This is a genomic window from Photobacterium sp. WH24 (assembly GCF_019204055.1).
Lineage (GTDB): Bacteria > Pseudomonadota > Gammaproteobacteria > Enterobacterales > Vibrionaceae > Photobacterium > Photobacterium arenosum.
In genome coordinates this window covers 70,564-97,253 of record NZ_JAGSOZ010000009.1, presented here as the reverse complement: position 1 = coordinate 97,253, position 26,690 = coordinate 70,564, and the positions used below count along the sequence as shown (strand labels likewise).

At 50.2% G+C, this 26,690-nt stretch carries 21 protein-coding genes; 13 read left to right on the top strand and 8 right to left on the bottom strand.

The genetic code is table 11. The features are described from left to right. Positions 1–4: 4 nt before the first annotated feature. The gene (locus KCG43_RS12520) at positions 5–886 is read right to left on the bottom strand and encodes an AraC family transcriptional regulator (RefSeq protein WP_218385282.1); all 882 of its coding nucleotides are present in this window, start codon (positions 884–886) and stop codon (positions 5–7) included. A 170-nt stretch (positions 887–1,056) separates the two neighbouring features. Here KCG43_RS12520 and KCG43_RS12515 point away from each other — a divergent pair, with 170 nt between their 5' ends. From KCG43_RS12515 to KCG43_RS12490, 6 genes are all read left to right on the top strand, one after another. After that, the gene (locus KCG43_RS12515) at positions 1,057–2,208 is read left to right on the top strand and encodes an iron-containing alcohol dehydrogenase (protein ID WP_192016463.1); all 1,152 of its coding nucleotides are present in this window, start codon (positions 1,057–1,059) and stop codon (positions 2,206–2,208) included. A 315-nt stretch (positions 2,209–2,523) separates the two neighbouring features. After that, positions 2,524–3,312, top strand: coding sequence for a TetR/AcrR family transcriptional regulator (locus tag KCG43_RS12510; RefSeq protein WP_218385281.1), 789 nt, complete (start codon positions 2,524–2,526; stop codon positions 3,310–3,312). A gap of 220 nt (positions 3,313–3,532) precedes the next feature. Then, positions 3,533–5,887, top strand: coding sequence for an RND family transporter (locus KCG43_RS12505; RefSeq protein ID WP_255558026.1), 2,355 nt, complete (start codon positions 3,533–3,535; stop codon positions 5,885–5,887). A 78-nt stretch (positions 5,888–5,965) separates the two neighbouring features. Next, positions 5,966–6,730 carry an outer membrane lipoprotein-sorting protein gene (locus KCG43_RS12500; RefSeq protein WP_218385438.1) on the top strand — a complete coding sequence of 255 codons (765 nt, stop codon included), beginning with the start codon at positions 5,966–5,968 and terminating at the stop codon, positions 6,728–6,730. A gap of 18 nt (positions 6,731–6,748) precedes the next feature. Next, positions 6,749–7,900, top strand: a complete 1,152-nt coding sequence (locus KCG43_RS12495) for a hypothetical protein (RefSeq protein ID WP_218385279.1) — start codon at positions 6,749–6,751, stop codon at positions 7,898–7,900. Between the two features lie 542 nt (positions 7,901–8,442). Next, positions 8,443–9,759, top strand: coding sequence for a PAS domain-containing methyl-accepting chemotaxis protein (locus KCG43_RS12490; RefSeq protein ID WP_218385277.1), 1,317 nt, complete (start codon positions 8,443–8,445; stop codon positions 9,757–9,759). A 93-nt stretch (positions 9,760–9,852) separates the two neighbouring features. On the opposite strand, the gene KCG43_RS12485 is transcribed toward KCG43_RS12490, so the two are convergent. From KCG43_RS12485 to KCG43_RS12470, 4 genes are all read right to left on the bottom strand, one after another. Then, complete coding sequence (locus KCG43_RS12485; RefSeq protein WP_218385276.1) at positions 9,853–10,347, bottom strand: histidine phosphatase family protein; 495 nt, start codon at positions 10,345–10,347, stop codon at positions 9,853–9,855. A 93-nt stretch (positions 10,348–10,440) separates the two neighbouring features. Next, complete coding sequence (locus KCG43_RS12480) at positions 10,441–11,718, bottom strand: ABC transporter substrate-binding protein (protein ID WP_370630689.1); 1,278 nt, start codon at positions 11,716–11,718, stop codon at positions 10,441–10,443. A gap of 87 nt (positions 11,719–11,805) precedes the next feature. Continuing rightward, the gene (locus KCG43_RS12475; protein ID WP_218385432.1) at positions 11,806–13,245 is read right to left on the bottom strand and encodes an ATP-binding protein; all 1,440 of its coding nucleotides are present in this window, start codon (positions 13,243–13,245) and stop codon (positions 11,806–11,808) included. 19 nt (positions 13,246–13,264) lie between these two features. Then, the gene (locus KCG43_RS12470) at positions 13,265–14,002 is read right to left on the bottom strand and encodes a response regulator (RefSeq protein WP_218385275.1); all 738 of its coding nucleotides are present in this window, start codon (positions 14,000–14,002) and stop codon (positions 13,265–13,267) included. 369 nt (positions 14,003–14,371) lie between these two features. Between KCG43_RS12470 and KCG43_RS12465 the strand changes: the two genes are divergently transcribed. After that, on the top strand, positions 14,372–16,687 hold the full coding sequence (locus tag KCG43_RS12465) for an FdhF/YdeP family oxidoreductase (RefSeq protein WP_218385274.1): 2,316 nt from the start codon (positions 14,372–14,374) through the stop codon (positions 16,685–16,687). A gap of 123 nt (positions 16,688–16,810) precedes the next feature. Here KCG43_RS12465 and KCG43_RS12460 read toward each other — a convergent pair whose 3' ends face one another. Together KCG43_RS12460 and ptsG are read right to left on the bottom strand one after the other, a co-directional pair. Continuing rightward, positions 16,811–17,728 (bottom strand): PIG-L family deacetylase, encoded by a 918-nt coding sequence (locus tag KCG43_RS12460; RefSeq protein ID WP_218385273.1) that lies wholly within the window; start codon positions 17,726–17,728, stop codon positions 16,811–16,813. A 63-nt stretch (positions 17,729–17,791) separates the two neighbouring features. Further along, positions 17,792–19,234, bottom strand: coding sequence for a glucose-specific PTS transporter subunit IIBC (gene ptsG / locus KCG43_RS12455; RefSeq protein ID WP_218385272.1), 1,443 nt, complete (start codon positions 19,232–19,234; stop codon positions 17,792–17,794). A 203-nt stretch (positions 19,235–19,437) separates the two neighbouring features. Here ptsG and KCG43_RS12450 point away from each other — a divergent pair, with 203 nt between their 5' ends. From KCG43_RS12450 to KCG43_RS12435, 4 genes are all read left to right on the top strand, one after another. Continuing rightward, positions 19,438–20,151 (top strand): response regulator transcription factor, encoded by a 714-nt coding sequence (locus tag KCG43_RS12450; RefSeq protein WP_218385271.1) that lies wholly within the window; start codon positions 19,438–19,440, stop codon positions 20,149–20,151. Then, positions 20,148–21,611 carry an ATP-binding protein gene (locus tag KCG43_RS12445; protein WP_218385269.1) on the top strand — a complete coding sequence of 488 codons (1,464 nt, stop codon included), beginning with the start codon at positions 20,148–20,150 and terminating at the stop codon, positions 21,609–21,611. The genes KCG43_RS12450 and KCG43_RS12445 overlap by 4 nt, the downstream gene beginning before the upstream one ends. Next, positions 21,608–22,879 (top strand): ABC transporter substrate-binding protein, encoded by a 1,272-nt coding sequence (locus tag KCG43_RS12440; RefSeq protein WP_218385266.1) that lies wholly within the window; start codon positions 21,608–21,610, stop codon positions 22,877–22,879. Before KCG43_RS12445 ends, KCG43_RS12440 begins: the two co-directional genes overlap by 4 nt. 188 nt (positions 22,880–23,067) lie before the next feature. Next, positions 23,068–23,328 carry a hypothetical protein gene (locus tag KCG43_RS12435; protein ID WP_218385264.1) on the top strand — a complete coding sequence of 87 codons (261 nt, stop codon included), beginning with the start codon at positions 23,068–23,070 and terminating at the stop codon, positions 23,326–23,328. A 400-nt stretch (positions 23,329–23,728) separates the two neighbouring features. Here the strand turns inward: KCG43_RS12435 and KCG43_RS12430 are convergent. Then, positions 23,729–24,837, bottom strand: a protein-coding gene (locus tag KCG43_RS12430; protein WP_218385261.1) for an IS3 family transposase whose coding sequence is annotated in 2 segments (ribosomal slippage) — positions 23,729–24,585 and positions 24,585–24,837 — 1,110 coding nt in all. Because the reading frame shifts where the segments join, the coding sequence is not laid out codon by codon here. A 68-nt stretch (positions 24,838–24,905) separates the two neighbouring features. Between KCG43_RS12430 and KCG43_RS12425 the strand changes: the two genes are divergently transcribed. Together KCG43_RS12425 and KCG43_RS12420 are read left to right on the top strand one after the other, a co-directional pair. Further along, positions 24,906–25,535 (top strand): TonB-dependent receptor domain-containing protein, encoded by a 630-nt coding sequence (locus KCG43_RS12425; protein ID WP_218385429.1) that lies wholly within the window; start codon positions 24,906–24,908, stop codon positions 25,533–25,535. A 7-nt stretch (positions 25,536–25,542) separates the two neighbouring features. Further along, positions 25,543–26,571: a trans-aconitate 2-methyltransferase gene (locus KCG43_RS12420; protein ID WP_218385259.1), complete on the top strand. Its 1,029-nt coding sequence runs from the start codon at positions 25,543–25,545 to the stop codon at positions 26,569–26,571. The last annotated feature ends 119 nt before the right edge of the window (positions 26,572–26,690 follow it).

The following is a 26,690-nucleotide window of genomic DNA, read 5'->3' as shown; positions in this document are numbered from 1 at the left end:
CCACTTACCCCGCCTTACTGGGCGGCAGTCCAAAATAGCGTTTAAACTCCCGGCTGAACTGTGCGGCGCTTTCATATCCCACTTTGCTTGCTGCTACGCTGGCTGATACGCCATCCTGTACCATGAGTTGCTTGGCGTTATTGAGCCGGATTTTTTTAATGTATTGCAACGGCGGATCCGTGACAACTTGCTTAAAAGCACGGTGAAAGGCAGAAATGCTCATGCCTGCCATGTCAGCCAGATCATCCACCGCCAGCTTGTCCGCATAATGCAGCTGGACATGCTCTATCACACCTGACACGCGGGCCAACGCGCTGTCTTGCTTCACATACTGGGCAAGCAGGGATCGCTGATGACTTTGCAGCAGGCGGTAAAAAAACTCTCTGAGTATCTGCGGCCCCAGTAATTTTGCATCAATAGGGGTATGCAGAACCGATAATAATCGCTGCATACAATCATTAATCTCAGGTGTGACAGGCGAGGCGGCCACGCCTTTATGCTGCTGCTGAGAGGCGAAATAATCGGCTCCCAGATCCGCTTCCATATCATCGACCAGCTGACGAATAACGCTGTGGTCGAATCCGATATCAATACCGATCAGCGGCGCCTCTTCCGACGCAAAGGTTTCACAGGCAATAGGGTACGGTGCTGACACAATCAGGCAATGTTCAGTGTCGTACTCAAATCGATAATCATTCAGGTGGCCAATTTTGTTGCCCTGAAAAATAACAACCACGCCTTTCTGATACATCTGCGGAGTAACATGATGATATTGGGTAATTTTAAACAGGCTGACACCTTTTAGTGCCGTATTTACCTTACCTTGGCCGCTCTTCAATCCCAGTTGGCAGCATAAGGAAGTGGCCAGTTCCAGGGTAGTATTCATAATCGGAACTCAATTGTTCAAGATGGCTTAGTGTTGATGAATAACCGTACGAATAAAAGTGTAAAGCAGAATCAGGCAAGAATTAAGCAGAATCGTGTATTACAGCGAGGCATGTTGTCACCTACACTTTGCAGCACACTATATCTTACAGGCAAACCTGGAGAGCAATGATGAACCCATTTAGCTATCACAACCCTACCCGCATTCATTTTGGTGAAGGTCAGATTGCTGCAATCACCAACGAAATTCCTAAAAGCAGCAAAGTACTGGTGCTGTACGGCGGTGGCTCTATCAAAGCTAACGGTGTCTACGATCAGGTTGCTAAGGCGCTGAGTGAACACCAATGGACTGAGTTCGCTGGCATTGAGCCAAACCCGCAATACGACACGCTGATGAAAGCGGTCGACACAGTCAAAACTGAAGGCATCGACTACCTGCTGGCAGTCGGTGGGGGTTCAGTCGCTGACGGCACCAAATTTGTAGCGGCAGCAGCCTGCTATGAAGGCGCAGACCCGTGGGATATGTGGGCTAAAGGGCTAAAAGTGGATAATGCTCTGCCTATTGGCTGCATTCTGACACTGCCGGCAACGGGCTCCGAAAGCAATAAAGCCTCTGTGGTGTCACGCGGTAACGACAAGATTGGCTTCATGTCATCTAAAATCCAGCCAGCTTTCGCCGTCTTGGATCCGGCAACCACTCTGAGCCTGTCTCCTCGCCAGATCAGTAACGGTGTGGTTGACGCGTACATCCATGTGATGGAGCAATATCTGACTTTTCCGGTGAATGCCAAAGTGCAGGATCGGTTCGCTGAAGGTTTGCTGTTAACCCTGATTGAAGAAGGCCCGAAAGCGCTGACTAATCCTAAAGATCTGGCAGTTCGTGCCAATATTATGTGGTCAGCCACGCAAGCACTGAACGGACTCATTGGTGTCGGTGTCCCGCAAGACTGGGCTACGCACATGATAGGTCACGAACTCACTGGCAACTACGGCATTGATCATGCGCGCACTCTGAGTATCGTGCTTCCCGCCGTGATGAAAGAGCGACGTCAGGAAAAAGAAGCCAAACTGCTGCAATATGCAGAACGTATTTTCGGTATCGCTGAAGGTAACGATGACGAGCGTATCTATGCCGCCATTGCCAAAACAGAAGCTTTCTTCAAAGCCATGCAGGTGCCAACCCGCTTAAAAGATGTCGAACTGGATGAAAGCGATATTCGCGTGCTGCTCAGCGGTCTGGAAAAGCACGGCATGACAGCATTAGGCGAACACGGCAAAATCGGTCTTGCCGACAGTGAAGCCATACTCCGCACTGCGCTTTAAGCGCTTTGATTTAGGGCAAACACACTTAAACCGCCAGCTCTGGCGGTTTTTTATTACCTGCCACAACCACTGTTTATCGGGACAGAACAAATAATTCTCAGCACCGGTATTGATCTCTGCGCATAAGTAGCTATTATGACGATAAGTCAACTTTGACTAATCGTCATTTTTGTAGTGATTTACCCTTGTCGTATTCGTGTTAAACTGATTACAGGGTGCTTGCTTCTTGTAAAGCAGAAACTTACAGGAGCACCAGCATCTCACAGAAGGAGTTGCAATATATTCACGCAACTGACAACTTAAAAGTCGGAAGTTATGTTCGGGTTGAACTGTAATAAAGAAAGATGTGCCATCTTCTCTGGAGAGCGAGCACCCAAAACCAAGAAACAGCAAGCGATTGCAGAACGCGATCACGAGCTGATCATGCTTGCCAAAGATCTGGTTAACAAGGAAGGTTTTGCTAACCTGACCATGGATAAGCTGGCGTCGATCAGTCCTTACTCTAAAGGAACGGTGTATAACCATTTCTGCAGTAAAGAAGACGTCATAGTGGCATTATGCAGCCATGCCATAAAGGTTGAAATGACCCTGTTCAACCGGGTGTTAGATATGGAAGGCAGCAGCCGGGATATTCTGATGGGTGTCCACGTTGCGTACCATATATTTGCCCGACTCGAACCCATACTATCGACGTGTCTGCTGACTGCGAAAACCCCCTGGGTTATCGATAAAGCATCCAATGCACGCGTGGAAATGTTGAATCAACTTGAGGAGCAAATGATTGATAATGCTGATGCAATCGTCAATCGTGCTCTGAAAGAAGGCAGTCTGGCTATGTCTGCGGCCGTCAGTACCGATGCGGTGGTTTTTGCAAACTGGTCGCTGGCATTGGGATCGAATGCGTTGATTGCTAATGCTACCAATAGTCGCTGTATACATCGCCTGCAGGATCCGTTCACCATTCTGAATAACATCAATATGTTATTAGATGGAATGAACTGGAAACCACTGTCCAGCGAAAGGGATTACAAAAGGCTGTGGAAACACATTGAACAGACCTTTTTTGCGGAAGAGATCGATCTTCTGTCGCAACTGGGTCGTTAGTTGCTGTAATAACCCGCTTTCATGCGGGTTATTTTCAGACCATAGTTGACGATTTGTCATAATTTTATTTTTCTGCAGCGAACACTGGAGAGTGTTAACGCTGCTAAGTAGCTGAATAATTGAAATTCGCTATGAGTAAGTAACTTATTCTTGCCCGGCCAGCATATATGCTGGCTTTAAAGCACCAAGTATTGACGAAACGTCACTCATGGAGATTGTGATGAAAGACAGTATCTACACTTTACCGATCAAACGTGCTTATATCGTCCTGGCGATAATGACGGCACTGCTGATCGCCGCGACTATCGGCGCCAAAAACCTCTATTTCCGCGGAGATTACAACATCTTCTTCGACGGAAATAACCCCCAGCTGCAAGCCTTTAACACTATCCAGAACACATTCAGTAAAACAGACAACATCAGCTTTGTTGTTGCGCCCAAAAACGGCAATGTCTTTACACCCGACACCTTGTCTCTTATCCGGGATCTGACCAACGACAGCTGGCAGATTCCCTTTTCCAGCCGCGTCGACTCGTTAGCAAACTATCAGCACACAGAGGCGATTGAAGATGATCTGCTGGTCGAAGATTTGCTGTTAGACGAGTACCCGCTTGATGCGCCGCGTATCGCGAAAGTGAAATCAGTCGCCTTACAAGAACCTTTGCTCCGTGATTCACTTATCTCATCCAGCGGTGATGTTGCTGTAGTGAACATCACTTTACAAATGCCTAAAGTTGACGAAACGACAGAAATCACCACCGTTACTGATTATTCCCAAACCTTGCTGGCGAAATACCGGGCCGAATTTCCTGAGGTTGATTTCTATCAGGCAGGTATTGTCGCGATGAATCGTACTTTCATGGACATGGCCATGAAAGACAGCAGCACACTGGTACCGACCATGCTGCTGATTGTGCTGGTTTTTCTGGTATTAATGCTACGCACTGTGACCGGTGTTCTTGCAACTCTAATTGTGATTATCGGTTCTGTGGCGTCCACGATGGGTCTGTCCGGCTGGGCGGGCATGTTCCTCAGCACAGCCACAGTCAATGTGCCCACCCTGGTGCTTACACTCGCCGTGGCTGACTGCGTCCATGTGATTGCCACGATGCGCCAGGGTATGCAGCGGGGCATGCTCAAAAACGAAGCCATAGGCTACAGCATCAGGCTCAATGCCATGCCGGTCCTGATTACCTCGGTGACAACAGCGCTTGGCTTTTTGATGATGAATGCGTCAGATTCACCGATTCTGCGTGATTTGGGCAATCTGGCCGCGCTGGGGATCATGATCGCCTGCTTCCTGTCAGTTTCCCTGCTACCGGCATTGCTGGCTGTGCTGCCCGTCCGTGCTCCGGCGGTCACACCGGCCGGTCAGTCCAGCTGGACCGACAAACTAGGCAATCTGGTGGTGAATCACCGCAACATCCTTCTGCCTGTGTCGGTAATCGTGCTGATCGGCGCTACTCTGCTGCTTCCCCGCAATGTGGTCAACGACGAGCCGGTCAAATACTTCGCCACAGACAGCCAATTTCGCCAGGCAGCCGACTTTATGGCTGACAATATCAGCGGGATGACCACCATCAGCATTGCGATTGACTCAGGCCAGCCGCAGGGGATCGCGGATCCTGGCTTCCTGAACATCCTGAGTCAGTTTACCGGCTGGCTGCGGGAACAACCGGAAACCGACCATGTCGCCAGCCTGAGTGATGTTTACAAACGCCTGAACAAAAACATGCATGGTGATAATGACAGCTGGTATCGCCTGCCGAACGAGCGAGAGCTGGCCGCACAATATCTGTTGCTGTATGAGATGTCCTTGCCTTACGGTCTGGATCTGAACAACCAGCTCAACGTAGATAAATCATCCGTCAAACTGACGCTGACCACCAAGAATGTCGGTAGTAAAGAACTGGTAGCCCTGGAAGCACGAATTAATGACTGGTTTGATGCCAATGCGCCGGGTTACGCCATTATGGCGTCCAGCCCGAACCTGATGTTCGCCCATATTGGCGAAACCAACATGGCCAGTATGTTATCCACACTGCCGGTGACTCTGGTGCTGATCTCCGCACTGATGATTTTCGCTCTGCGTTCACTGCGACTGGGTGTGATCAGCCTGATTCCCAACATCGCCCCGGCGATTCTCGGATTCGGACTCTGGACACTCTGGTCAGGTGAAATCAACCTTGGGCTGTCAGTGGTGGTCACGCTCACACTCGGTATCGTGGTCGATGACGCCGTGCATTTCCTCAGCAAGTATCAAATCGCACGCAAAGAAGGCCGAAATGCCGAAGAAGCCGTTCGTTATGCCTTCAGCACCGTGGGTCGCGCGTTATGGATTACCACAGTCGTTCTGGTTGCCGGCTTCTCTGTACTGGCCAGCTCTAGTTTTCGCCTCAACAGCGATATGGGTCAGCTCAGTGCTCTGATCATTTTCATTGCGCTGGTCGTGGACTTCTTACTGCTGCCCTGCATGCTGATGCTGTTTGACCGTAAACCGGTGGAACAGGCTGACACCGAGACCGCCAGACTGGATACCAAGAACCCGATGAACCCAAAACCATTGGCCCAATAACCTTTTAGCCAAAGATGAAGGAGAAAGCTCATGACAGATAAAACGGCCCGGATCACACAATGGCTGGCATCTATCGGCATGATTACCGCACTGGGTATGGCTATCATACCGGCGGTATGCCATGCAGGTAACGAACAAGGGTTAGAGATAGCCAAAGAGAGAAAACTGCGTGATACCGGTTGGGGAGACAGCGTTGCAGAAATGACCATGCTGCTATCCAACGCACAAGGTGAAAGCAGTACCCGAAAAATGCGTATCAAGACGCTGGAAGTGGCTGACGATGGCGATAAAGGCCTGACGATTTTCGACCAGCCCCGTGATGTACAAGGCACAGCCTTTCTGAATTTCGCCCACACCACCAAGCCTGACGATCAATGGCTGTATCTGCCAGCGCTGAAACGGGTAAAACGGATTGCTTCGCGCAATAAATCGGGCCCTTTCATGGGCAGCGAGTTCGCCTATGAAGATTTAAGTTCTTTTGAGCTGGAGAAATACGACTTCACCTACCTGGGTGATGAAACCATGCAAGACCAAGCCGTTTTCAAAGTTCAGCAAATACCGACCGATGAGTACTCCGGCTATACCAAACAGCTGGTCTGGTTGGATAAAGACCATTACCGTCCTTTGAAGGTAGAGTTTTATGACCGTAAAGACAGCCTGTTGAAGACACTGACCTTTAACGATTACAAGCAGTACCTGGGTAAATACTGGCGCGCACATAAGATGACGATGAATAACAGCCAGACCGGCAAGACAACGGTTCTGACTACCCATGAACTGACGTTTAACAATGGCCTTGATGAGAGCGATTTCAATAAGTCCAGCCTCAAACGCGTCAAATAATCTCAGGCAGGTGCAAGCATGATATACCGATTTTCTGCATTGCCCTTGTTTCTGGCTGCCTCGGTAGAGGCAGCTGGTATCAGCGGCCAGATAAACCTTGAACAACGTCAGTTTCTGCACCCTGGTCTTGAAGGCCAGGACAAAAGCCAGACCTCTGTGGTGATAGAACCCGAATGGTACACAGAGTGGCAGGACGGTGACGCCAGACTGACCATTCAGCCATTCTACCGTTGGGACAGCATGGACGATGAACGGACCCATTTCGATCTTCGCGAATTCATGTATCTGCAGCTGATCGATGACTATGAGCTCAGAGTGGGCGTCGGGAAAGTTTTCTGGGGCGTGACAGAGTCCATTCACCTGGTGGATGTGATCAACCAGACCGATAACGTCGAATCTGTCGACGGCGAACAAAAACTCGGGCAGCCGATGATCAATGTTGCCGCCGTCAAAGACTGGGGCACAGTGAATGCATTCATCCTCCCCTACTTCCGTGAACGTACGTTCGCCGGTAAAGACGGGCGCCTGCGGACGCCACTGCCGGTGAATGACGATGCATTGTATGAATCTTCAGCTGAACAGGAACATCTCGACTGGTCATTACGCTACAGCCACTATTTTGGCGACTGGGATGTCGGCGCCAGCTTTTTTCAGGGCACCAACAGAGATCCCTACTTTCTGCCGGGGCGTACCAGCCTGACGCCATTCTACGCCCAGATGGACCAGACCAGCATGGATATTCAGGGCATTTTCGGCAGCTGGCTATTAAAACTTGAAGCGCTTTACCGTGACAGCCTGGAAAATCACTCCGCTGTCGTGACCGGGTTTGAATACACCCTGGTCGGTGTCTTCGATACCTATTGGGATCTTGGCCTGATTGCCGAGTATCAGTACGATTCCCGCTCACTGAGTCTGAATCAGAATGACCTGTTTCTGGGCACACGATTTGCGCTCAATGACATAGACGGCACAGAAATTTTATTCGGGATTAATCAGGATCTGGACAACAGTCAGGAGTCTACCGGCAGAATTGAAGCCTCCGCGCGGATCAACAACAACTGGAAATGGCGGGCGAATGCCTGGTGGTTCAGTGCCAGCCAGCTTGACAGTCCACTGTATTTTGTCCGTAAAGACGACTTCATCGAGCTGGCACTGGAATATTACTTCTGAGCCAATTTGCCATTTCACTCAAAAACTTGCCGGAACTGTGACAGCCTGAGTTCCGGCCATTACAGGAGAGCTGTCATTCTTTCCCGGCTGAAAATACCCTACCCGAGCATTACAGCGGAATCGGCAAGACTAACCTCGTGTAACCCAACCTTTTTTTTATCGCCAGCCTGAATGAAAAAGTGAATTGTGACTAAAAAACAACCTATACATTCAACACCCTAATTACTCAGAGAAATCAGAAAACAATAATGAATGATATTAATTGAAGTGGGATCACAAGAATTGAAAATATCAGAGGCTGTCACACTTCATTTCAGACAATAAATTAGCCATTTTTCCTTGCTGATTTCAATTCAGACGACATTTTTTATAATAAATGAACTTGTTAATAGCAGATAAGTCATTGAAGTTACAGATTTACAGAATAATAGGTGCACTATTTAGCTTTTACTGATTTTTCAAAGGCTCGAAAAATATCTCTTTTAAACATATTTCTCTGTTCTATATTCAGCTAGAGGGCATATATCGACAAGGACTGTGACATGTTCGGGTTATCTAACAAGAATAACGTAACTCAAGATGCGTACAACACACTTCAACAACAACTACAGGAAGCCAAACATACTTTAGCAGCCATCAGTGATGCTTTTGCATCGATTGAATTTACACCATCCGGGGAAATCATCACCGCCAACCAGCATTTTCTCAATACCATGGGATATAGCCTGAATGAGATTCAGGGTAAGCATCACCGGATGTTTTGTACCGATGAAACCAAAAAAAGCCAGGAATACCAAGAATTCTGGTCTCAGCTTGGCCAGGGCAAGCAGATTAAAGGTCTGTTCCAGCGCATGACTAAGAACGGGAAAGAGATTTGGCTGGAAGCCAGTTATTGTCCGGTTTTCGACGATGAAGGGAGCGTTTACAAAGTCATTAAAATGGCTTCTGACACCTCAGCCAGAGTCGCTGACCACCATGAACTCGCCAGCCAGACACAGGCGGTTTCCCGCTCTATGGCAGTGATTGAGTTTGATCTCAATGGAAATATCCTGCACGCCAATGACAACTTTTTAGCGACGGTCGGATACACTTTTGAAGAAATCAAAGGCAAGCACCATCGGCTGTTCGTCACGCCCGCCTATGCTCAATCCACTGAATATCAGCACTTTTGGTACCAGCTGAATCAGGGGCAATTTATGGGCGGTAAGTTTGAGCGTGTGAACAAAGCTGGCCAGCCTTTGTGGCTGGAAGCCACCTATAACCCCATTTTTGATACCAATGGTAAATTATATAAAGTCATTAAATTTGCCACAGACATTACGCAGGCCGTCATTCTCGGCCAGGAAAACAGTCAACTGGCTTATGATTTATCAGTCAAAACCCGGCAGTTATCCGCCGAGGGAAGCAGTTCGGGTAATCAGGCTATCGATCAGATGACGCAAATGGTTGAGGCGTTAAATTCAACCTCAAATGTAATATCCCAACTGGAAGAACAGTCCAAAACCATCACTAGCATGGTAGACACCATTTCCGCGATTGCAGATCAAACCAATCTGCTGGCGCTCAATGCCGCCATTGAAGCAGCCAGAGCAGGCGATCAGGGTCGCGGCTTCGCCGTTGTTGCCGATGAAGTTCGCCAGTTAGCTTCGCGCACCAATGAGTCGACAGTAAAAATTGATAATGTGGTTAAACAAAACAGCCAATTTACGACTCAGGCTGTATCGTCAATGACGGAGATTATTGCTCGCGCAGAAAGCAGTATGGAAAAAGTCAAAGAAGCGAGTACATCCATTCAAGACATTGAAGACAGTATTAACGATGTTGTTATGGCCGTGCAAAAAATGTCGGAAGTCAGTTAACGCCTGCTCGCCGATAACCTGTCTCTTGAGCATCTTTCGATGCTCAAGAGACATTCTCTGTGACAAAAAGCCAATCCCTGTTAGCGCAGCGCCTTAATGAGCCAAACGTTTCGGAAAATCAAAATACAGCAACTGGCTATTTTCCGGTCCGAACGCTTCCCATTTTTCTGCCTCAATCGCAAACACCACCAGGCCGCAGGTCGGGACATTGTCTGTCTTTAATCCAAGCCGGACCACCAGCTCATTGATAGCGGGATTATGGCAAACCACCATCAGCCGTTCGACCTCGTCGGGCACCGACTGAATGATACTGACGACTTCATAGGCTGAATCGGTATACAAGCCCACAGTGGTGGCCAGCTCAGTCGGATGCGGATGCAGCGCCTGTTCAAAAAATTGTGCGGTTTGGAATGCCCGCTCAGCAGTACTGCATAAAATTCGCTGAGGCAGTGCCTGCCAGGCGGCAAACCGGCCTGCCATCTCAGCGGCATTTTTCAGACCCCGTTCATTGAGCGGGCGATCATGATCATCCAATTCCGGGTCATCCCAGGATGACTTGGCATGACGAACAATATATAGCAATTTCATAGCCGCAAACTCCCCGTTAGTCTTTTGCACCAATCCTGTTTGTACTAATCCTAGCGCAAACAAAGCGGCTTAACACAGGCTTGGGAAAGCACTTTAGCGTGCTGATTTAACGGCCCGGGCCAGCTGATTCGCGGCTTTTTCCGGATCAGCCTGCTTGCTGTGGAAAAAGTCAGTCACCACATCAAAAATCGCCGCCTGCACATAGCTGGTGCTGGCCAGCCCCTGAGAAATACTGGGGACTAACGTATTGTTCTGCTGGTTTAATTGAAATGCGGCGGCTGAGGCTAGCGAACAGCTGTCAAAACCTGTCATATCCACATCGGTACGCACAGGTATCGAGCCTTTCGCTAAATTAAATTGTCGCTGGAAAGCGGGGGTCAAAATCGTATGCGCCATCGTTTCCTGCGCCTGGATACTCTGATCATCGTTGTGCTTAAAAAAAGCAAAACTGTCGATGTTATAGGTAAATAAACCCTGGGTACCCGGCGCAGGCACACACAGAATGTCTTGACCCGGTGTTTTACCCAATGCAGAAAACTCCCCCTTCGCCCAGTCCCCCATGAACTGCATCGCGGCTTTCCCTTCCACCAGCATGGCACTGGCATCGCTCCATTCCATTGCCTTGGTTTTCACATCAATGTATTGGCGCATATGCTCAAACTGACGGAAAACGTCCACCATCTGCTCACCGGCCAGCATGTCTGAATCTAAGTCGACAAAGGCACGACGATAACCCTGTGGGCCCAGCACTGCCAGCGCCACAGATTCAAACAAGGTTACTTCCTGCCAGGGGTCACTGCCCAAGGCCACAGGCACAATATTGGCCTGCTTGAGTTTCTCTGCCGCCGCAAAAAACGACTCGAGCGAATCCGGCACCGCCGCACCTGCTTTTTCCAGCATGTCGGGGTTAATCCACAACCAGTTCACCCGGTGAATGTTCACCGGCACAGCCACATAATGGCCCTGATATTTCATGATCTGACTGATCACAGGCGGCAAAAGCTGATCCCAGCGCTGAGCATCTGCCACTTCATCCAGACGGGTCAGAAACCCCAGCATCCCCCACTCCTGCAAGTCATAGCCTTTCAGCTGTGCCGCTGAAGGGGGATTCCCGGACACAGCACGGCTTTTCAGTACTGTCATGGCACTTTCGCCACCGCCACCAGCAATGGCAAAATTCTTCCAGCCAATATGCTGCTGCTCCAGGCTGTCCTGTAACACTTCAGCAGCTTTCATTTCACCTTTTGCTGTCCACCAGTGCAGCACTTCCACCTCTTGCTCTGGTTGCTGACCCGCATCAGATGCACTCCAGACCGGCGCAGACAGGAATGCCGATACAGAGGCAGTCATTAACACTGCTGCCAGCGACAGCGCCCGACACCGTCCCGCTGAAAAACTCATGTTCATTTAAATTCTCTTACTTTACGCCGCACCCGCTCTAAGCAGATGCAAATATCATCAGTCCATCAGACGAGGCAGAATCATAGTCACTTCCAGCCCGCCTTGTTCCCGATTGCGGATAGACATTTCACCGCCGTGTGCATGTAAAATGTTGCGTGTTATCCCCATGCCGAGGCCATGACCTTCGTCATCGGTCGCCAATCTGACATAAGGTTCATAAACACTGTCCATTTTATCCTCAGGAATCCCCGGCCCTCTGTCCTGCACCCGAATCACAAGATTCTCTGTGGTGTCTTCAGCCAGCACCCAGACTTCGTGCCCGTATTTGACCCCGTTATCAATGATGTTACTTAAACAGCGTTTCAGGGCCAATGGCTTCCCCATCAGCGGCGCAATGACAGAGTCAGGCAGATGCACTTTCGTGCTGTTTCTGTTATGTCCTTCAGCAATGCTGCGCATCACTTCTGCCACGTCTACCTGGGCCAGGTTTTCATGCAAATCGGTATCGCGTACTGTCTGCAGCGCGCCTTTGACCATCATTTCCAGTTCATCGAGATCTTTATTGAACTTGTCGATCTTCGTGTCATCTTCCAGCAGTTCAGCACGCAGCCGCAGGCGGGTGATTGGGGTTTTTAAATCATGGGAAATGGCGGAAAACAAATGTTCCCTGTCATCAATATAACGGCGCAGCCGCTGCTGCATCCGGTTAAATGCCCGGGTGGCGGTAACCAGTTCACTGGCCCCTTCTTCCTTGAGCTGTGGCTGATAAATATCCATGCTCAGGGCATTCGCCGCATCCGCTAACTGTTTGAGTGGTTTTGTCTGACGCCGGATCATCGTATAAGTGAAGAACAGTAATAAGGCGGTGATGAACAGCAGAAACAGCACTTGCTGTTTGGTGATAATCTCATCTTCCAGCGTGGAGTATGGTGCAGGCAGCAAAGCGGCGATATACAGCCACTCATTGTCCGCCAGTTCCAGCTGCACCACCAGAATCGGCGGATTCAGCGGTTCCAGGCTCAGTGTGTAATGCGCCCAGGACCGGGGTAAATCGCTTAGCAGAATGTCATTTTTCAGGACATGCAGGGTTTCGGGGCGGGAGAACTCCACCCGAATCACATCCAGACGCGGCAGCTTGTCATGCAAGACTTCCTCTATCGCTCTGACCGCGGTGTTTTTCATACTGGAACCGGGAATCGGGTCGATCCGGATTTCTTCTTCATTGAATGAGACAAAAAAACGGGTGCCCCCCATGTTCCGGATCTGATCCAAAACGATGTGCCGGTACTGCAATGGCAGAGATTCAAAAAAAGTGACCGTGGAAGCAAACATGGTGGCCATACTGGTGGCTGCCGATTCCAGTCCAGCCAGATCCCGGCGCTTGGATTGCCCGTACCAGATCAAAGTGGCAATCATTTGAGCCAGAAACACAGCCAGCAAGGTAAACCACAAGGTCCGGGCCATCAGTGATTTAGGCCACCATTTTTTCCAGTTGATCATCGGCTCAGCTTTCCGGTCAGTTATCCGTTTCGTATGTGACGTCGGCATTAAACAGATAGCCGTTTCCCCGCACGGTTTTAATTAACCGCTGCTGGCGCCCTTTGTCACCCAGACGCTGGCGTAACCGGCTCAGCTGGACATCGACCGCACGCTCAGACGGCTGGGCATCACGCCCGCGGGTTGCGAAGAAAATCGTATCCCGGTCGAGCACTTCATTGGGACGGCTGAGAAACAATAAAAGCAACGCGTAGTCACTGTTGGTCATTTCATAGGTGCGCTGCGTCTGAGTATCCTGCAGGGACTGAGCAGCCGTATCCAGACGCCAGTGATCGAATAAAAAGGCTTTTGGCAACGTCGGGTTTACCGGCTGGTTCGACGCTGTAGGCTGCACTCTTCGCAGCAGCGCTTTAATTCGCGCCATTAACTGACGGGGGCTGAATGGCTTGGCAATATAGTCATCCGCGCCGAGCTCCAGTCCGACAATCTGATCCATCTCGTCTGATACGGCGGTCAGCATAATAATCGGAACCGCAGACGTTTTTCTGACATGCTGGCACAACGTGAACCCATCTTCGCCGGGCAACATAATATCCAGCAAGATCAAATCCGGCTCACTGATAGTCAGCTCCCGCTTCATGGCCACACCGTCTTCTGCTGTCACAACGCGGAAGCCCTGCTTACCCAAATATTCGCCCAACAGTTCACGAATCTCCTGATCATCATCCACGACCAGTACTGACTTGTCCGCAACCATTCTGATTTCCTCACTGCGGCCATTTCCGGCATGGTAAACAAGTACGCATGACAGATAAAGGCAGCATCTTTGCACATATACGACTCAAAAATGTAAGATACCAGACTCCGGCCCAAAACGCTTGGGGTTCAATGTAACGCTAAAGTAACAGTCATCGGGATGACCGATTCATCACAGTGCGTTGTACCAACGGAATATGCCCCTCTGACGTAAATGGCTGAAAATTCATAAAACAACAGACTACCCATACATATTTTGTGGATAAGGTTACATTTTTGTCTGGCCTGTCGTCATACTATAGAAACCGGTATCTTTATGGGTCTGCTCTGTTTTATTCCATCGCCCAGGCCATGCAGGAAGTCAATCACCATGACAGTGAAAAAATATAAAGGCTCAGCCGGTGGCTGGGGAGCGCTCGCAAGCACCACCCGTCACCTGGTGAAAAGTGAAAATATCACCCGCAACATACGTAATCTGCTGAAAACCAATCAGGATCAGGGGTTCGACTGCCCGGGCTGTGCCTGGGGCGAAACCGAAGAGCCAGGGCATTTCCGCTTCTGTGAGAACGGGGCCAAAGCCGTGAACTGGGAGGCAACCAGCCGCCGGGTGACACCGGATTTCTTTGCCCAGTATCCTGTTGGCTGGTTACGTCAGCAAAGCGATTATTTCCTTGAATATCAAGGCCGCCTCAGCCATCCGGTGCGTTATAACCCGCAAACGGATCATTATGAGCCCATCAGCTGGGACGAGGCTTTTTCACTGATTGCGAAGCATCTGAAAGGGCTGGACACCCCGAATCAGGCCGAGTTCTACACCTCTGGCCGTGCCAGCAACGAAGCAGCTTTCCTGTATCAGCTTTTTGTCCGGGCTTTTGGCACCAACAACTTCCCGGATTGTTCCAACATGTGTCACGAAGCAAGCGGGGTCGCGCTCAAGCAATCAATCGGGATCGGCAAAGGTACAGTGCGGATTGATGATTTCGAAAAAGCCGATGCGATATTTGTGTTCGGACAAAACCCGGGCACCAACCACCCCCGCATGCTAGATACCTTACGAAAGGCCGCCAGACGCGGCGCCGCTATTGTCACTTTCAATACCCTGAAAGAACGCGGCTTAGAGCGCTTTACCAACCCGCAGTCGCCGGCAGAAATGCTGACCGGCGGTGCCACGACAATCAGCAGCCATTACTTCACGCCAAAACTGGGTGGTGATATGGCGGTGATACGCGGCATGGTGAAAGCACTGATCGCTATGGATCACAGCTCAATTGAACAGGGCAAGGGCTCCATTTTTGATCACGACTTCATTCAGGCTCACACCCAGGGGCTAGAGGCGTATCTGGTGGAAGTGGACGCGACGGACTGGTCTGTGATCACTGAACAATCTGGACTGACGCAACCCGATCTGGAATACGCAGCAAGCCTGTACCGGCATTCTGAGCGCGTGATCATCACCTGGGCGATGGGGATCACACAGCACAAACACTCAGTGAATACCATTCAGGAAATAACCAATTTACAGCTTCTGTTCGGACAACTCGGCAAGCCCGGCGCCGGTCTTTGCCCTGTGCGCGGCCACAGCAATGTGCAGGGTGACCGGACCATGGGCATCAATGAAAAGCCCACTCCTGCGTTTAACCAGACGATAGAAAACACCTTTGGTTTCACGCCACCGGCGGCGCACGGCCATAACACGGTTCAGGCGATCAGGGCCATGCTGGCAGGCGAGAGCAAAGTCTTTATCGGGCTGGGTGGCAACTTTGCATCTGCTACCCCAGATACCCGGCTGACCCAGCAGGCATTAGCGAGCTGCGATCTCACCGTCAACATCGCGACCAAGCTGAACCGCAGCCATTTGATCACAGGGAAAGACAGTGTGATCCTGCCGTGTTTTGGCCGCACAGATGTCGATCGGCAACTCTCCGGCCCGCAATCGGTGACCGTCGAAGACTCATTCAGCATGGTGCATGCCTCAGGCGGCGTAGTGGAAAGCGACACAGCAGAAATGCGGTCAGAACCAGCAATTATTGCCGGTATCGCCAAAGCGACGCTGGGCAATCATCCGGTTAACTGGGACTGGCTGATCGAAGACTATGACAGGATTCGCGATCTTATCGCCAAAACGATCCCTGGCTTTACCGACATGAACCAGAAGCTGAAACAGCCGGGCGGATTTTATCTGGGTAACAGTGCGGCAGAGCGAATCTGGCATACCGACTCGCAAAAAGCCGCCTTTCAAGCGCATCCGCTGCCGACTCACTTACTGCCGGCCAATCTGCGTGAACTGAGCGACGATCCTGTTTTTGTGCTGCAGACTGTTCGCTCTCACGATCAGTACAACACCACCATTTATGGATTTGAAGACAGATACCGCGGGATCTCCGGCGAGCGCAAAGTCCTGATGGTCAACCCCACTGATATTGAAGCGCTCGGCATGGCGCCGGGTGACAGGGTTGATGTCACGTCCCTGTCCGCCGATGGCGTCAAGCGCACGGTTTATGGTTTTAAACTGGTGAGTTATGACATTCCCGCCGGCAATATTGCCGCCTATTTTCCAGAAACCAATCCATTGGTGGCATTAGACAGTGTCGGTGATCTGAGTGATACCCCAATCTCCAAGGCGATTCCCATTGTCCTCTCACCCAGCCGAATTGATGAAGAGCGTATCGATTTATCACCCTACTGATCCTGAACCGCGCCCCTTGCATCGCTGAAATCAAGCGCCGGATCAGTCATCAATACACCGGGCACATAACATCGGCCCGGTTTGTTGCCACGCGGATATGTCAGGGGGAACTGAACATGTCCGTTACTGCAAATTACAATAGGTCGACTGACAATGTGCATGCGGCTGCAATGCGCTGTATGTGGTTTTATCCCACTTATAAATGGTTTCGTAGTCGGTGCTTTCCAGAGGCGGGATGTAACCCAGATCATACTGACTCAGATAAAACTCTTTAAACGAATCAATTTTTTGTTGTTTATCAATCCAGAATGTCATTGGCGTGATTGCGTTCGCCGGCAGACGCGCCTGAATGCTGTTCACCTCATCCATGGCATTGTCTGGATTCGAGCCTGTGTATGGCTGATCTTCACCAAAATAAATCTGACACTTCGCCTCTGCCCCCAGATCATGCGCCGCTTTCATGACCGCTTCACGAACGATGAAATGGTCGATATGGCTGCCATTGGCCAGCAGCACAAACGCGGCGCAGTTCTCCTGTTTCAGAATGGGTGTCACGTCTGCGGCGATACGTTCATAAATCCCGATTTCATCCTGACGAAAATCGGAAAAAGTACCGGCAGGGCCGCCGCCAGCAGTTGGAGAACCTTCATATTTGCGCAATGGCGCATCATAAAAACCAGCGGTCTTATAGCGGAAATGATCCCATTTGGAGAACATCTTGATGTGCGCTTCAAAATCTTCTTTGTAACGCATGGTCGACACATCAAAGACGCGCTTATTCGTCAGCTCATTTAAATGGTTGGTCGTGTAGTTAGACAGTGAAAAGTACACCTCGGTAACATTTGTTTTTTGTGCCAGCGTCCCTTCTTTTGACAATTTATTAATCAAACCGCCAAAAGTGAGCAAAATATCATCCGGATGCGGACTGAGAAAATACAGATTATCCTGATTGACATCCAATGGCGCCGCCTGAGCAACCGGAGCCATGCAGCTTGCTGTTGCCAGTAATCCAGCCACCAGTGAAGTAGTTTTAAAACGCATTTTCTATTCCTTTTCTTCAACGAACAAAAATAAAAAGGGCGGAATCAACCGCCCTGAGTTGTATCAGTTTGAAGCAACGAGAACGGCATTAATCTCAGTTTTAATGTTATCTGACTGGGTTCCAAAGATGGCCTGCAGATTATCGCCGACCACCAGCACTTCACGTGCGCCCAGTTGTTTAATTTTCGGAATATCCGCACGACTGATATCGCGCACGCTGACACGCAGCCGGGTGATACAGGCATCTACATTTTTGATGTTGTCCTTGCCGCCCAGTGCCTGAACCAGCGTATGCGCCAGCTCATTACCGATTTCAGACAGATGACTGACCTCAGACTCATCACTTTCCCGGCCGGGAGTCATCAAATTCAGCTTGGCGATCAGCACACGGAAAATGGTGTAGTACATCAGCGCCCACACAGGGCCAATAAGAATAAACAGCCACGCATTCTGCGACAGCGGGTAGTAAATCAGGAAGTCGATTGCACCATGGGCAAAAGTCACACTGTGGTGAATATCCAGACTGGTGATCAGCGCAAAACCCAGGCCGGTCAGAATACAGTGAATCACATACAGTACCGGCGCGGCGAACAGAAATGCGAATTCCATCGGCTCAGTGATACCCGTCAGCCAGGAGGTTAATGCTGCTGATGCCATGATACCGCCAACCAGCGCACGCTTTTCAGGACGTGCCGAGTGGTAAATCGCCAGACCAACCGCAGGCAGCGCCCACATGGAGTACAGATATCCCCCGGCCAGATTGCCCGCAGTCGGGTCGCCAGCCAGATAACGCTGGATTTCGCCCTTAATGACTTTACCGGTTTCAGGATCGACATACTCACCCACTTCGAAGAAGAAAGGCACATTCCAGATATGATGCAATCCGAATGGGATCAGCGAGCGCTCCACCAGGCCATAAAGACCAAATGCAGTCGTCGGACTCTGGTAGGCCGCCCAGTGCGAGAAACTGTCAATCGCATTCCCGATGGGTGGCCAGACATAGCTCAGGAAGATGCCCAGGAAGATGGCTGTGATACCGGTGATAATGGGTACAGAACGTTTGCCGGCAAAAAAACCCAGGTATTCAGGGAGTCTGATATTGTGAAAACGATTAAACAGAGAAGCCGCTACAGCCCCTATCATGATCCCGCCAAAAACCCCGGTGTTCAGGCTTGGGATCCCGATAATGGTGGCCGGTTCAATGCCATGGAGTTTTGCCATCACGCCCATGGTCGCTGTCATAATCGCGAAACCCACAGTCGCTGCCAGACCTGCAGCGCCGTCATTGTCTGACAGGCCCAGCGCCACGCCAATCGCAAAGATCAGTGCCAGATTACTGAACACGGCATCGCCCGACATCGCCATGATGTCTGAGACCAGGCCCGGCATCCAGGAGAAGTTCGCTGAACCTATCCCCAGCAGTAAACCCGCGACAGGCAGGACAGCAACAGGCAGCATCAGCGACCTGCCTATCCGTTGTAATAACCCAAAGGTGCTACTAATCATTTTTCGATCCTTCATGTATTGGTAGGGGTACAGTCATAAGGTAATGAAAAGCAGCGTGCTGAAGGTTACAAAAACCTATGAGTTTGTAAGTAGCCTGTTACATACCCAGATTGCACAGTGCGTGAAATTTGCGCTATACAGGTAGCCTTGCCATAAGAAATGATGTATCAGATACAGTATCGAACTATGCAACTTGGTCAGGTATGAAAAACCTCAGGGAAATGAAAACCATACTCGTCGTTGACGATAATCAGGAACTCCGGGATGCACTCACAGAATATCTTGGGCGATCAGAATTCCATGTGCTGACCGCCGGTGACGGTGACGAAATGTGGGAGCATTTCCACCGTGCCGAACCAAATCTGATCATCCTCGATATCATGATGCCTGGCGATGATGGACTCACCTTATGCCGGCAAATTCGCCAGCGCTCGAACGTGCCTATCATCATGCTCACCGCCGTCACCGACGAAATTGATCGCATTGCAGGTCTTGAAATCGGGGCGGATGATTACATCACCAAAACCTTTAGCCCCAGGGAACTGCTCGCCCGCATTAAAGCTTTGTTGCGGCGAACGCAACCGGCGCAGGGTGAAACAGCGATGCATCAGTTGCAGTTTTCGGGCTGGACGTGCGATCTGATCAAACGACGACTCATCAGCCCGAGTGGCGAAGTGGTAGCGCTTTCAGGCGCAGACTTTAACCTGATCAGCCTGATGCTGGAAAAACCCCACCAGTTGCTGAGCCGGGACGATATCGCACGTTGTATCTGGGGCCGGGATGCAGACCCTTTTGAGCGTGGTATCGATGTACAAATCAGCCGCCTGAGAAAACACCTTCACGACGAAGAGCGCTCGCTGATTCTGACGGTCAGAAACAAAGGCTATATGCTGGCCAGCGATGTTCATAGTGTATGAATACGCCGCCTTTGCTAAAACTAACAACCCTGCAATCGCTGTGTTCATCCATTACGTTTCGGATTGGGGCGACCTTGCTGATCATCATTATGATTGCCGAGCTGATTGCCGGGCTGATCTGGTATCAGTCCAGCGCCAAAAAAGAAGTCGAGAACCTGCAAAAGACCATGGTCAGCCTGATGTCGAATGCGGCCGACACGTATAATTATTTTCATGCGCTGCCAGTCAATTATCGCTACCTTATTCTGAACCAGATCCGTGAAATGGGCGGCACCCGTTTCTTCATATCGATCAATCAACACCAATTACCTGTTGTGCCTCCTGCCAATAATTCACGCACTGATATTCTGCTGTCCGCGGCACATGACGTCCTGAGCAAAAAAATACCTCATGCCGAGCAGGCCAGTGTCTCTCTGAGTCGCCGTCAGGATCTGCGGGTTTTTAACTCAGGCATTAAACTGGATGCTCTGCCGGAAATATGGGCGGGGTACAGCCTGGCACTGGGCGATATGGATTTACCGATTGTCGTGATGCAAATCCAGATGTCGGAACAGGAATGGTTCTATCTGGCTGCGACATTACCTGTCCCCTTCTCAGCATTGTCACCGCAGTTTATCGATCAAAAGCAGTTGATGTTCCTCGGCATTTCCTCTCTGTTACTGGTGCTGTGTACCGTGTGGTTATTGCGCCTGGAAATTCGCCCGATTCGCCGGCTGGCAAAAGCGGCGACGCTGATGAGCGGGCAACTCTATGTACAGGAAGTCGAAGAAGAAGGCAGTAAGGAAACCCGGGCTGCGGTTCGCGCATTCAACAAAATGAATCGTCGGGTCCGCGCCTATATCCGGGACAGAGAAATGCTGTTTGGCGCAATCTCCCACGATTTGAAAACGCCTCTGGCTTGTCTGAAATTACGCACTGAAATGCTTGATGATGAACAAGCAAAAGCCAGATTCGAAAAAATACTCGATGAATTTGATTTGATGTTGAAAGGTGCCTTGCAATGTATTCGGGACACAGACATTCACGAAGAGCCTGAGTGGATCGATGTGACCCAGATGGTTGAACAGTGTGCCAGTTACTACAACCGGAATACTGACAAGGTTCAGCTCAGTCCCGGTGAACCGGTGCATTACTTGGGCAAACCGCTGGCCGTGAAACGTTGCCTGTATAACATCGTGGACAATGCCGTGAAATACGGCGAAAAAGTCGATATCAAACTGAAATCAACAGCTGACAGTATTCTGCTGACGTTCAGAGATTACGGCCCGGGTCTGGATAAAAAGTGGACAGAAAAAGTGTTCGAGCCCTATTTCCGGGTGAACCCGCAAGATGAGCTGGGTTCCGGTCTTGGCCTCACCATATCCCGCAGTATTGCTCGCAGCCACGGCGGCGATCTCACCCTGCAAAACCACCCTGAACAGGGACTGATTGTTTATATTCAATTGATGAGAGACGAATGAAGTTTTTCTTTTTCATGAGCCTTCTGGTATTCACTGTCTCCGGTACCGGATCAAAAGCAAACGCCCAGACACCACCCGCCACTGCCTTTCAGGAAGTGGAATTTCTGCATTGGTGGACCGCCAAAGGTGAAGTTGCCGCTTTCAATCTGGCAACAAAAGCCCTGCAGGATGCCGGCGTGTCGATTCTGGATCTGCCCGTACAAGGCGGAGGGGGCGACACAGCTATGTCTATCCTCCAGGCCCGCGCGATTGCAGGCACGCCACCCGATATCGTACAACTGGAAGGCCCGTCAATTCAGTCCTGGGCCGCCCTGGGGTTTCTTCATAAACTGGACCAGGTGGCGACTGAACAAAACTGGCAGAAAAATCTGCTGCCGATCGCACAGGACACCAACCAGTATCAGGGCCACTATGTGGCGATCCCCATCACGGTCCACCGGTTGAACTGGATGTGGATCAATCGTAGCGTCCTGCGCCGATACGGTTTAGCCGTGCCTACCAGCTGGGATGCCTTGATCGACGTATTTACCCGGTTAAAACAAAACGGGGTAGAGCCACTGGCACTGGGTAAAGACCCGTGGCAGGTGGCACTCTTGTTTGAAAATCTCGCCTTTGGTTATGGCGGAGCGGATTACTACCGGCGCGCCTTTATCAATATGGAGCCGCAGGCACTCAACAGCCAGACCACGTACGACATCCTTGAGCGTTTCCGCGCGATCAGCCAACTGGTCAAACCCGGCATGTCCCACATGCGCTGGGATGAGGGGACGCAATTACTGATAGAGGGCGAGCGGGCATTCCAGATCTCTGGTGACTGGGTTCTGGGAGATCTGCTCGCCAATAACATCGCAGTGCCTTCCGCCATTGGCTGCTACCCGACCCCATCCAAACAGACAGGCTTTATTTATAATATGGACAGCTTCGCACTGTTCGACAGCCCGCGCACCAATGCGGACACTGCTCAAATCGTCAGCAAAACATTATCTTCGCCAGACTTTCAGCAATCGTTTAATGCCTTGAAAGGTGCCATTCCGGCACGAAACGATATCCCCCTGAAGGGCTACAACAGCTGCTCAGTCAATGCCAAAGCCGACATGGAGAAATCGTCAAAATCTGGGCAGTTAATTCCCAGCATTGTTGATTCTATGGCCGTCAGTCCAATAGCCCAGCGCGCCACATCCAGTGAAATTTTTCGCTTCTTTAATGACGAAACAATGGCTGCGGAAGATTTTATTCTCCATTTGCAGAATATTCCGCGCGGTGAGTAAATAAACTCAAAGTCTTTATTCTTGATTTTCCGCACCGTGCACAAGGAAAACCGATCAAAAACTTCTGATTACAGAGTGATAATGAACACTCCATCATACGCATCTGTAACGCCTATCATTGCATGTGACTATAGAGTCATATATATTTAGGTAATCTAAATGATAATTATTACCAAGTGAATACGGACATGTCAATTCAGCCTATTCATCACCTTCTTGTCAAGGACACGACGGCCGGAGTTTCACAAGTCACACAGATCACACCCGGCTTACATGAGCAGTGTGCTTTCAACCCATTAGGATGGTACGACATCACATTCCCTGAAAATAAGGGGGAAACCACTTTCGCTGCTTCCGTCTGGCAGAAGATGTCTGTTTTACCAAAAGTATCTATAACAGCGATGAACCACTTTTATCAAGAATCGAATATCACAGCGACACCACATTGATGGTATTTGGTTTAAAAGGTCAAAGTCAGCTAGGCTTTGACCCAGCAACACTTCACAGCATCAATGTCGGCGACATCTGGCTTTTCAACCTGACTGGCAACATTACCGTTACAGCTGTGCTGGTGTGCTGCACGAAATGGCTGTTCTGAAAATTCCGACTCAACGCCTTAAAAAAGCATTTTGCGAAAAAGATAAAGTCTTTAGTGCCATTTTTACCATGCCTTGCGCTCAAGTGGCCGTACAGCAAAAAAATCATGAATGGATTGCCCCAATCATCAGTAACCCGCTTCACAATCCTTTTGATCGTATAAAAGCCGAAGGAAGCGCACTTGAATTACTGGCCCATTGGCTGGTCCCTCTGGCACAGTCCGTCCAGCAATCGGAAATGTCCACTTCCCCTTTAGCGAGACAATTCAAAACTAGAGGTTTCCAGTTGCCTCCGGTATTCAGCCGGAGGAATATTGCCTAAGCTCTCGTGGGTGCGCTCTTCGTTGTAATCGCACATCCATACCCAAGCCATATCCCGAACCTGCTCAAGTGACTCGAACAAATAGGCATTCAAGAACTCGCGGCGAAATGACCCGTTGAAGCGTTCTACAAACCCATTTTGCTGAGGTTTTCCTGGCTGGATATAAACCAGCTCGATGTTATGAACCTCACACCAGTCGGTTAACTGGGACGATATCAGCTCTGGCCCATTATCCATTCGAAGCTGTTTTGGCAGACCTCGCTCTTGTTTCAAATGCTCTAAGGCGCGCACCACGCGTCCTGCGGGCAAACTCGTATCCACTTCTATCACCAGACATTCTCGGGTCGATTCATCAAGAATGTTCAGTGTCCGAAAACGCTTGCCACAATATAAGCTGTCATGCATAAAATCGAGTGCCCATTGATAGTTCGATTGATTCACCACATCTAATGGCGTAGCGATGCGAGCCGGTAATACGCGTTTTTGTCGCCTTTTTAGGTTTAATCCCATTCGGCAGTAAACTCGGTATACGCGCTTATGATTGAACCCTTTTCCCTTTCGTCGCATTCGCCTGAAGCATTTCCAGAATCCTGCATTGGGTGACTTCTCAAGCACCGCGTTCAGGGCATCGATGACATCGCTGTCGGCAATGCGCCAATCCTTGGGACTTCTGTAGTAGCTGGCCCGTCCCAAAAGCGTGAGTCGGCACGCACGGGTGACACTAAGACCTGCAGCCACCAACATACATGCACAATCGCGCCTGCTGCTGGCTACCAACCCTTTTTTTCGAACAGCTCCTTCATGGCCTGGTTTTCTAAACTGACGTCTGCGAACATCTTTTTGAGCTTGGCATTTTCTGCTTCAAGCTCTTTGATCCGCTTGAGCTCAGAGGCATCCAACCCGCCATATTTGGCTTTCCAGTTATAGTAGGTGGCGCTGCTAATCCCGTGCTGGCGGCAAATATCATCGACCTTCAGGCCAGCATCCGCTTCTTTGAGAATCGCGACTATCTGTGTTTCGGTGAACCGTGACTTCTTCATGGTGATCTCCTGCTGTTATGTGGCAGAAATCTCCAGTTTAGACTGTCTCAGCATAGGGGAAGTGGACACTGTCAGATGACAACTTCACCTACGATGCGGAATACACCAACAGCTTTGAAGCTGGCTATCAGAGTGACTGGCTGGATCACGGCCTACACGTAGAAGCAGCCTTTTTCTATAACCAGATCCGAGATAAGCAGATGCTCGACATTCTGCCGGGTATGGTTCAGAAAATTACGAATGCCGCTGAAGCGGATATTTATGGCTTAGAAATGCTGGCTGACTGGCAGATCAACCCACTCTGGTCCGTCAGAACTCAAGTCGGCCTGCAGCATGGTGAAGGTCAGCAAACCCGTAATAACACCTCGGGTCAGTCAACGAATGACCTGCCATACACCCCTGATTACACCTGGTCTGTCGGTCTCAAATATGCGCCGTTACCAACACTGGCCACTGAACTGGCAGTCAGAGGCAGCGACACCTATTTTTTCGACAGCCAAAACACCCTTAAACAAGATGCGTATGAAGTGGTCGACTTCAGTGCCGACTTGCAGTTGAGCCCAGTGATGCTGACGTTTGCAGTCAATAATCTCTTTGATGAAGAAATCTTCAGCCGTGCGGTCAACACACCGGCTGGCGCCATTGTCGAAGATACGCAGCCGCGCACATTTTCAATAACCGCGAACTACCAATGGTGAGCCTGCCATGATGACTTCACTTTGTGGCACCCCAGAACAGCACGCTTTATTCTCATCACTCTTAGGGCCTGTTCGCTGGCAGGTCCTGGAGTTTGCTTTTTCACACCACTTATTTGACCACTTTGAACAGCACAATTCTGTTGATGTCGTCGCGCAACAACATCACTGGGATCCTGAACGCCTTGAGTTGTTGCTCAATGCCTTGGTTGCCATGGCGCTGATGAGTAAGTCTGATTACGGCTACAAGTTAAATGCGCCGTATTGCCCCTATCTGCTCAGCCATTCAGCGCAATACCTTGGTGATACCCTGACTCACCTTGCCCGTGTAAAATCAATCTCACCGGCAGGTATTCATGATTCACTCCAGTTGCCACACCAGTCTGCAACCGAACTGAACATGCGTAATACGCAATTCTGGCAGCAGGCGACGACCGGTTTGCAGGCTTTCCACCGCAGTGTACGCAACCCGATCCTTCTTCCTGTGTTGGGCACACTGCAAGGCTGGGATACTGGGTTAACCATTCTGGACTTTGGCGCGGGATCGCTCCAGCTCGCTCAGGATATCCTGAATTGTTCACCACAATGCGAAATCACAATCTTTGATCTGCCGCCCTGCTGCGAACACCTGAGTCAGCAACTTTTGGCGGAAAACAAACCAGCATCAGCAATCCATTTTCTGCCCGGGGACATGAATGAAGCTCACTTCGGAGGACCATATCAGCTCATCATCGCTGCCATGTCCCTCTACTTTGCCAAAGATCTCAACCAGTGTATTAACCAGATCTGGCAGGCGCTGGAACCCGGCGGTACTTTCATCAGTTTTCATGAGTCGCTCAATACGGCGCGCACGCAGCCAGCTTTTCACATCCTGGGGCGCTTACCTGCCGAATTAGTCAATGGACCACTTTCGCTGGAAGCCGGGCAAGTTGAAGCCGCACTCGAAGCCAACACGCCAGCAAACTTGCGCTCTCTTCCTCTGCAAACACCTTTTGGTGAAATGACTTTGATCATTGCAGAAAAATCCATCAACACATAATCTGTGAGGGTAAATATGTTAGTAAACAAAGGCTATCTACGTCAGTCTGTAATTGGCGATCAATGGCCCGTGCATTCCCTTTCGGCATCAAACCCCTTGTGTACGCCGATCACACAGCC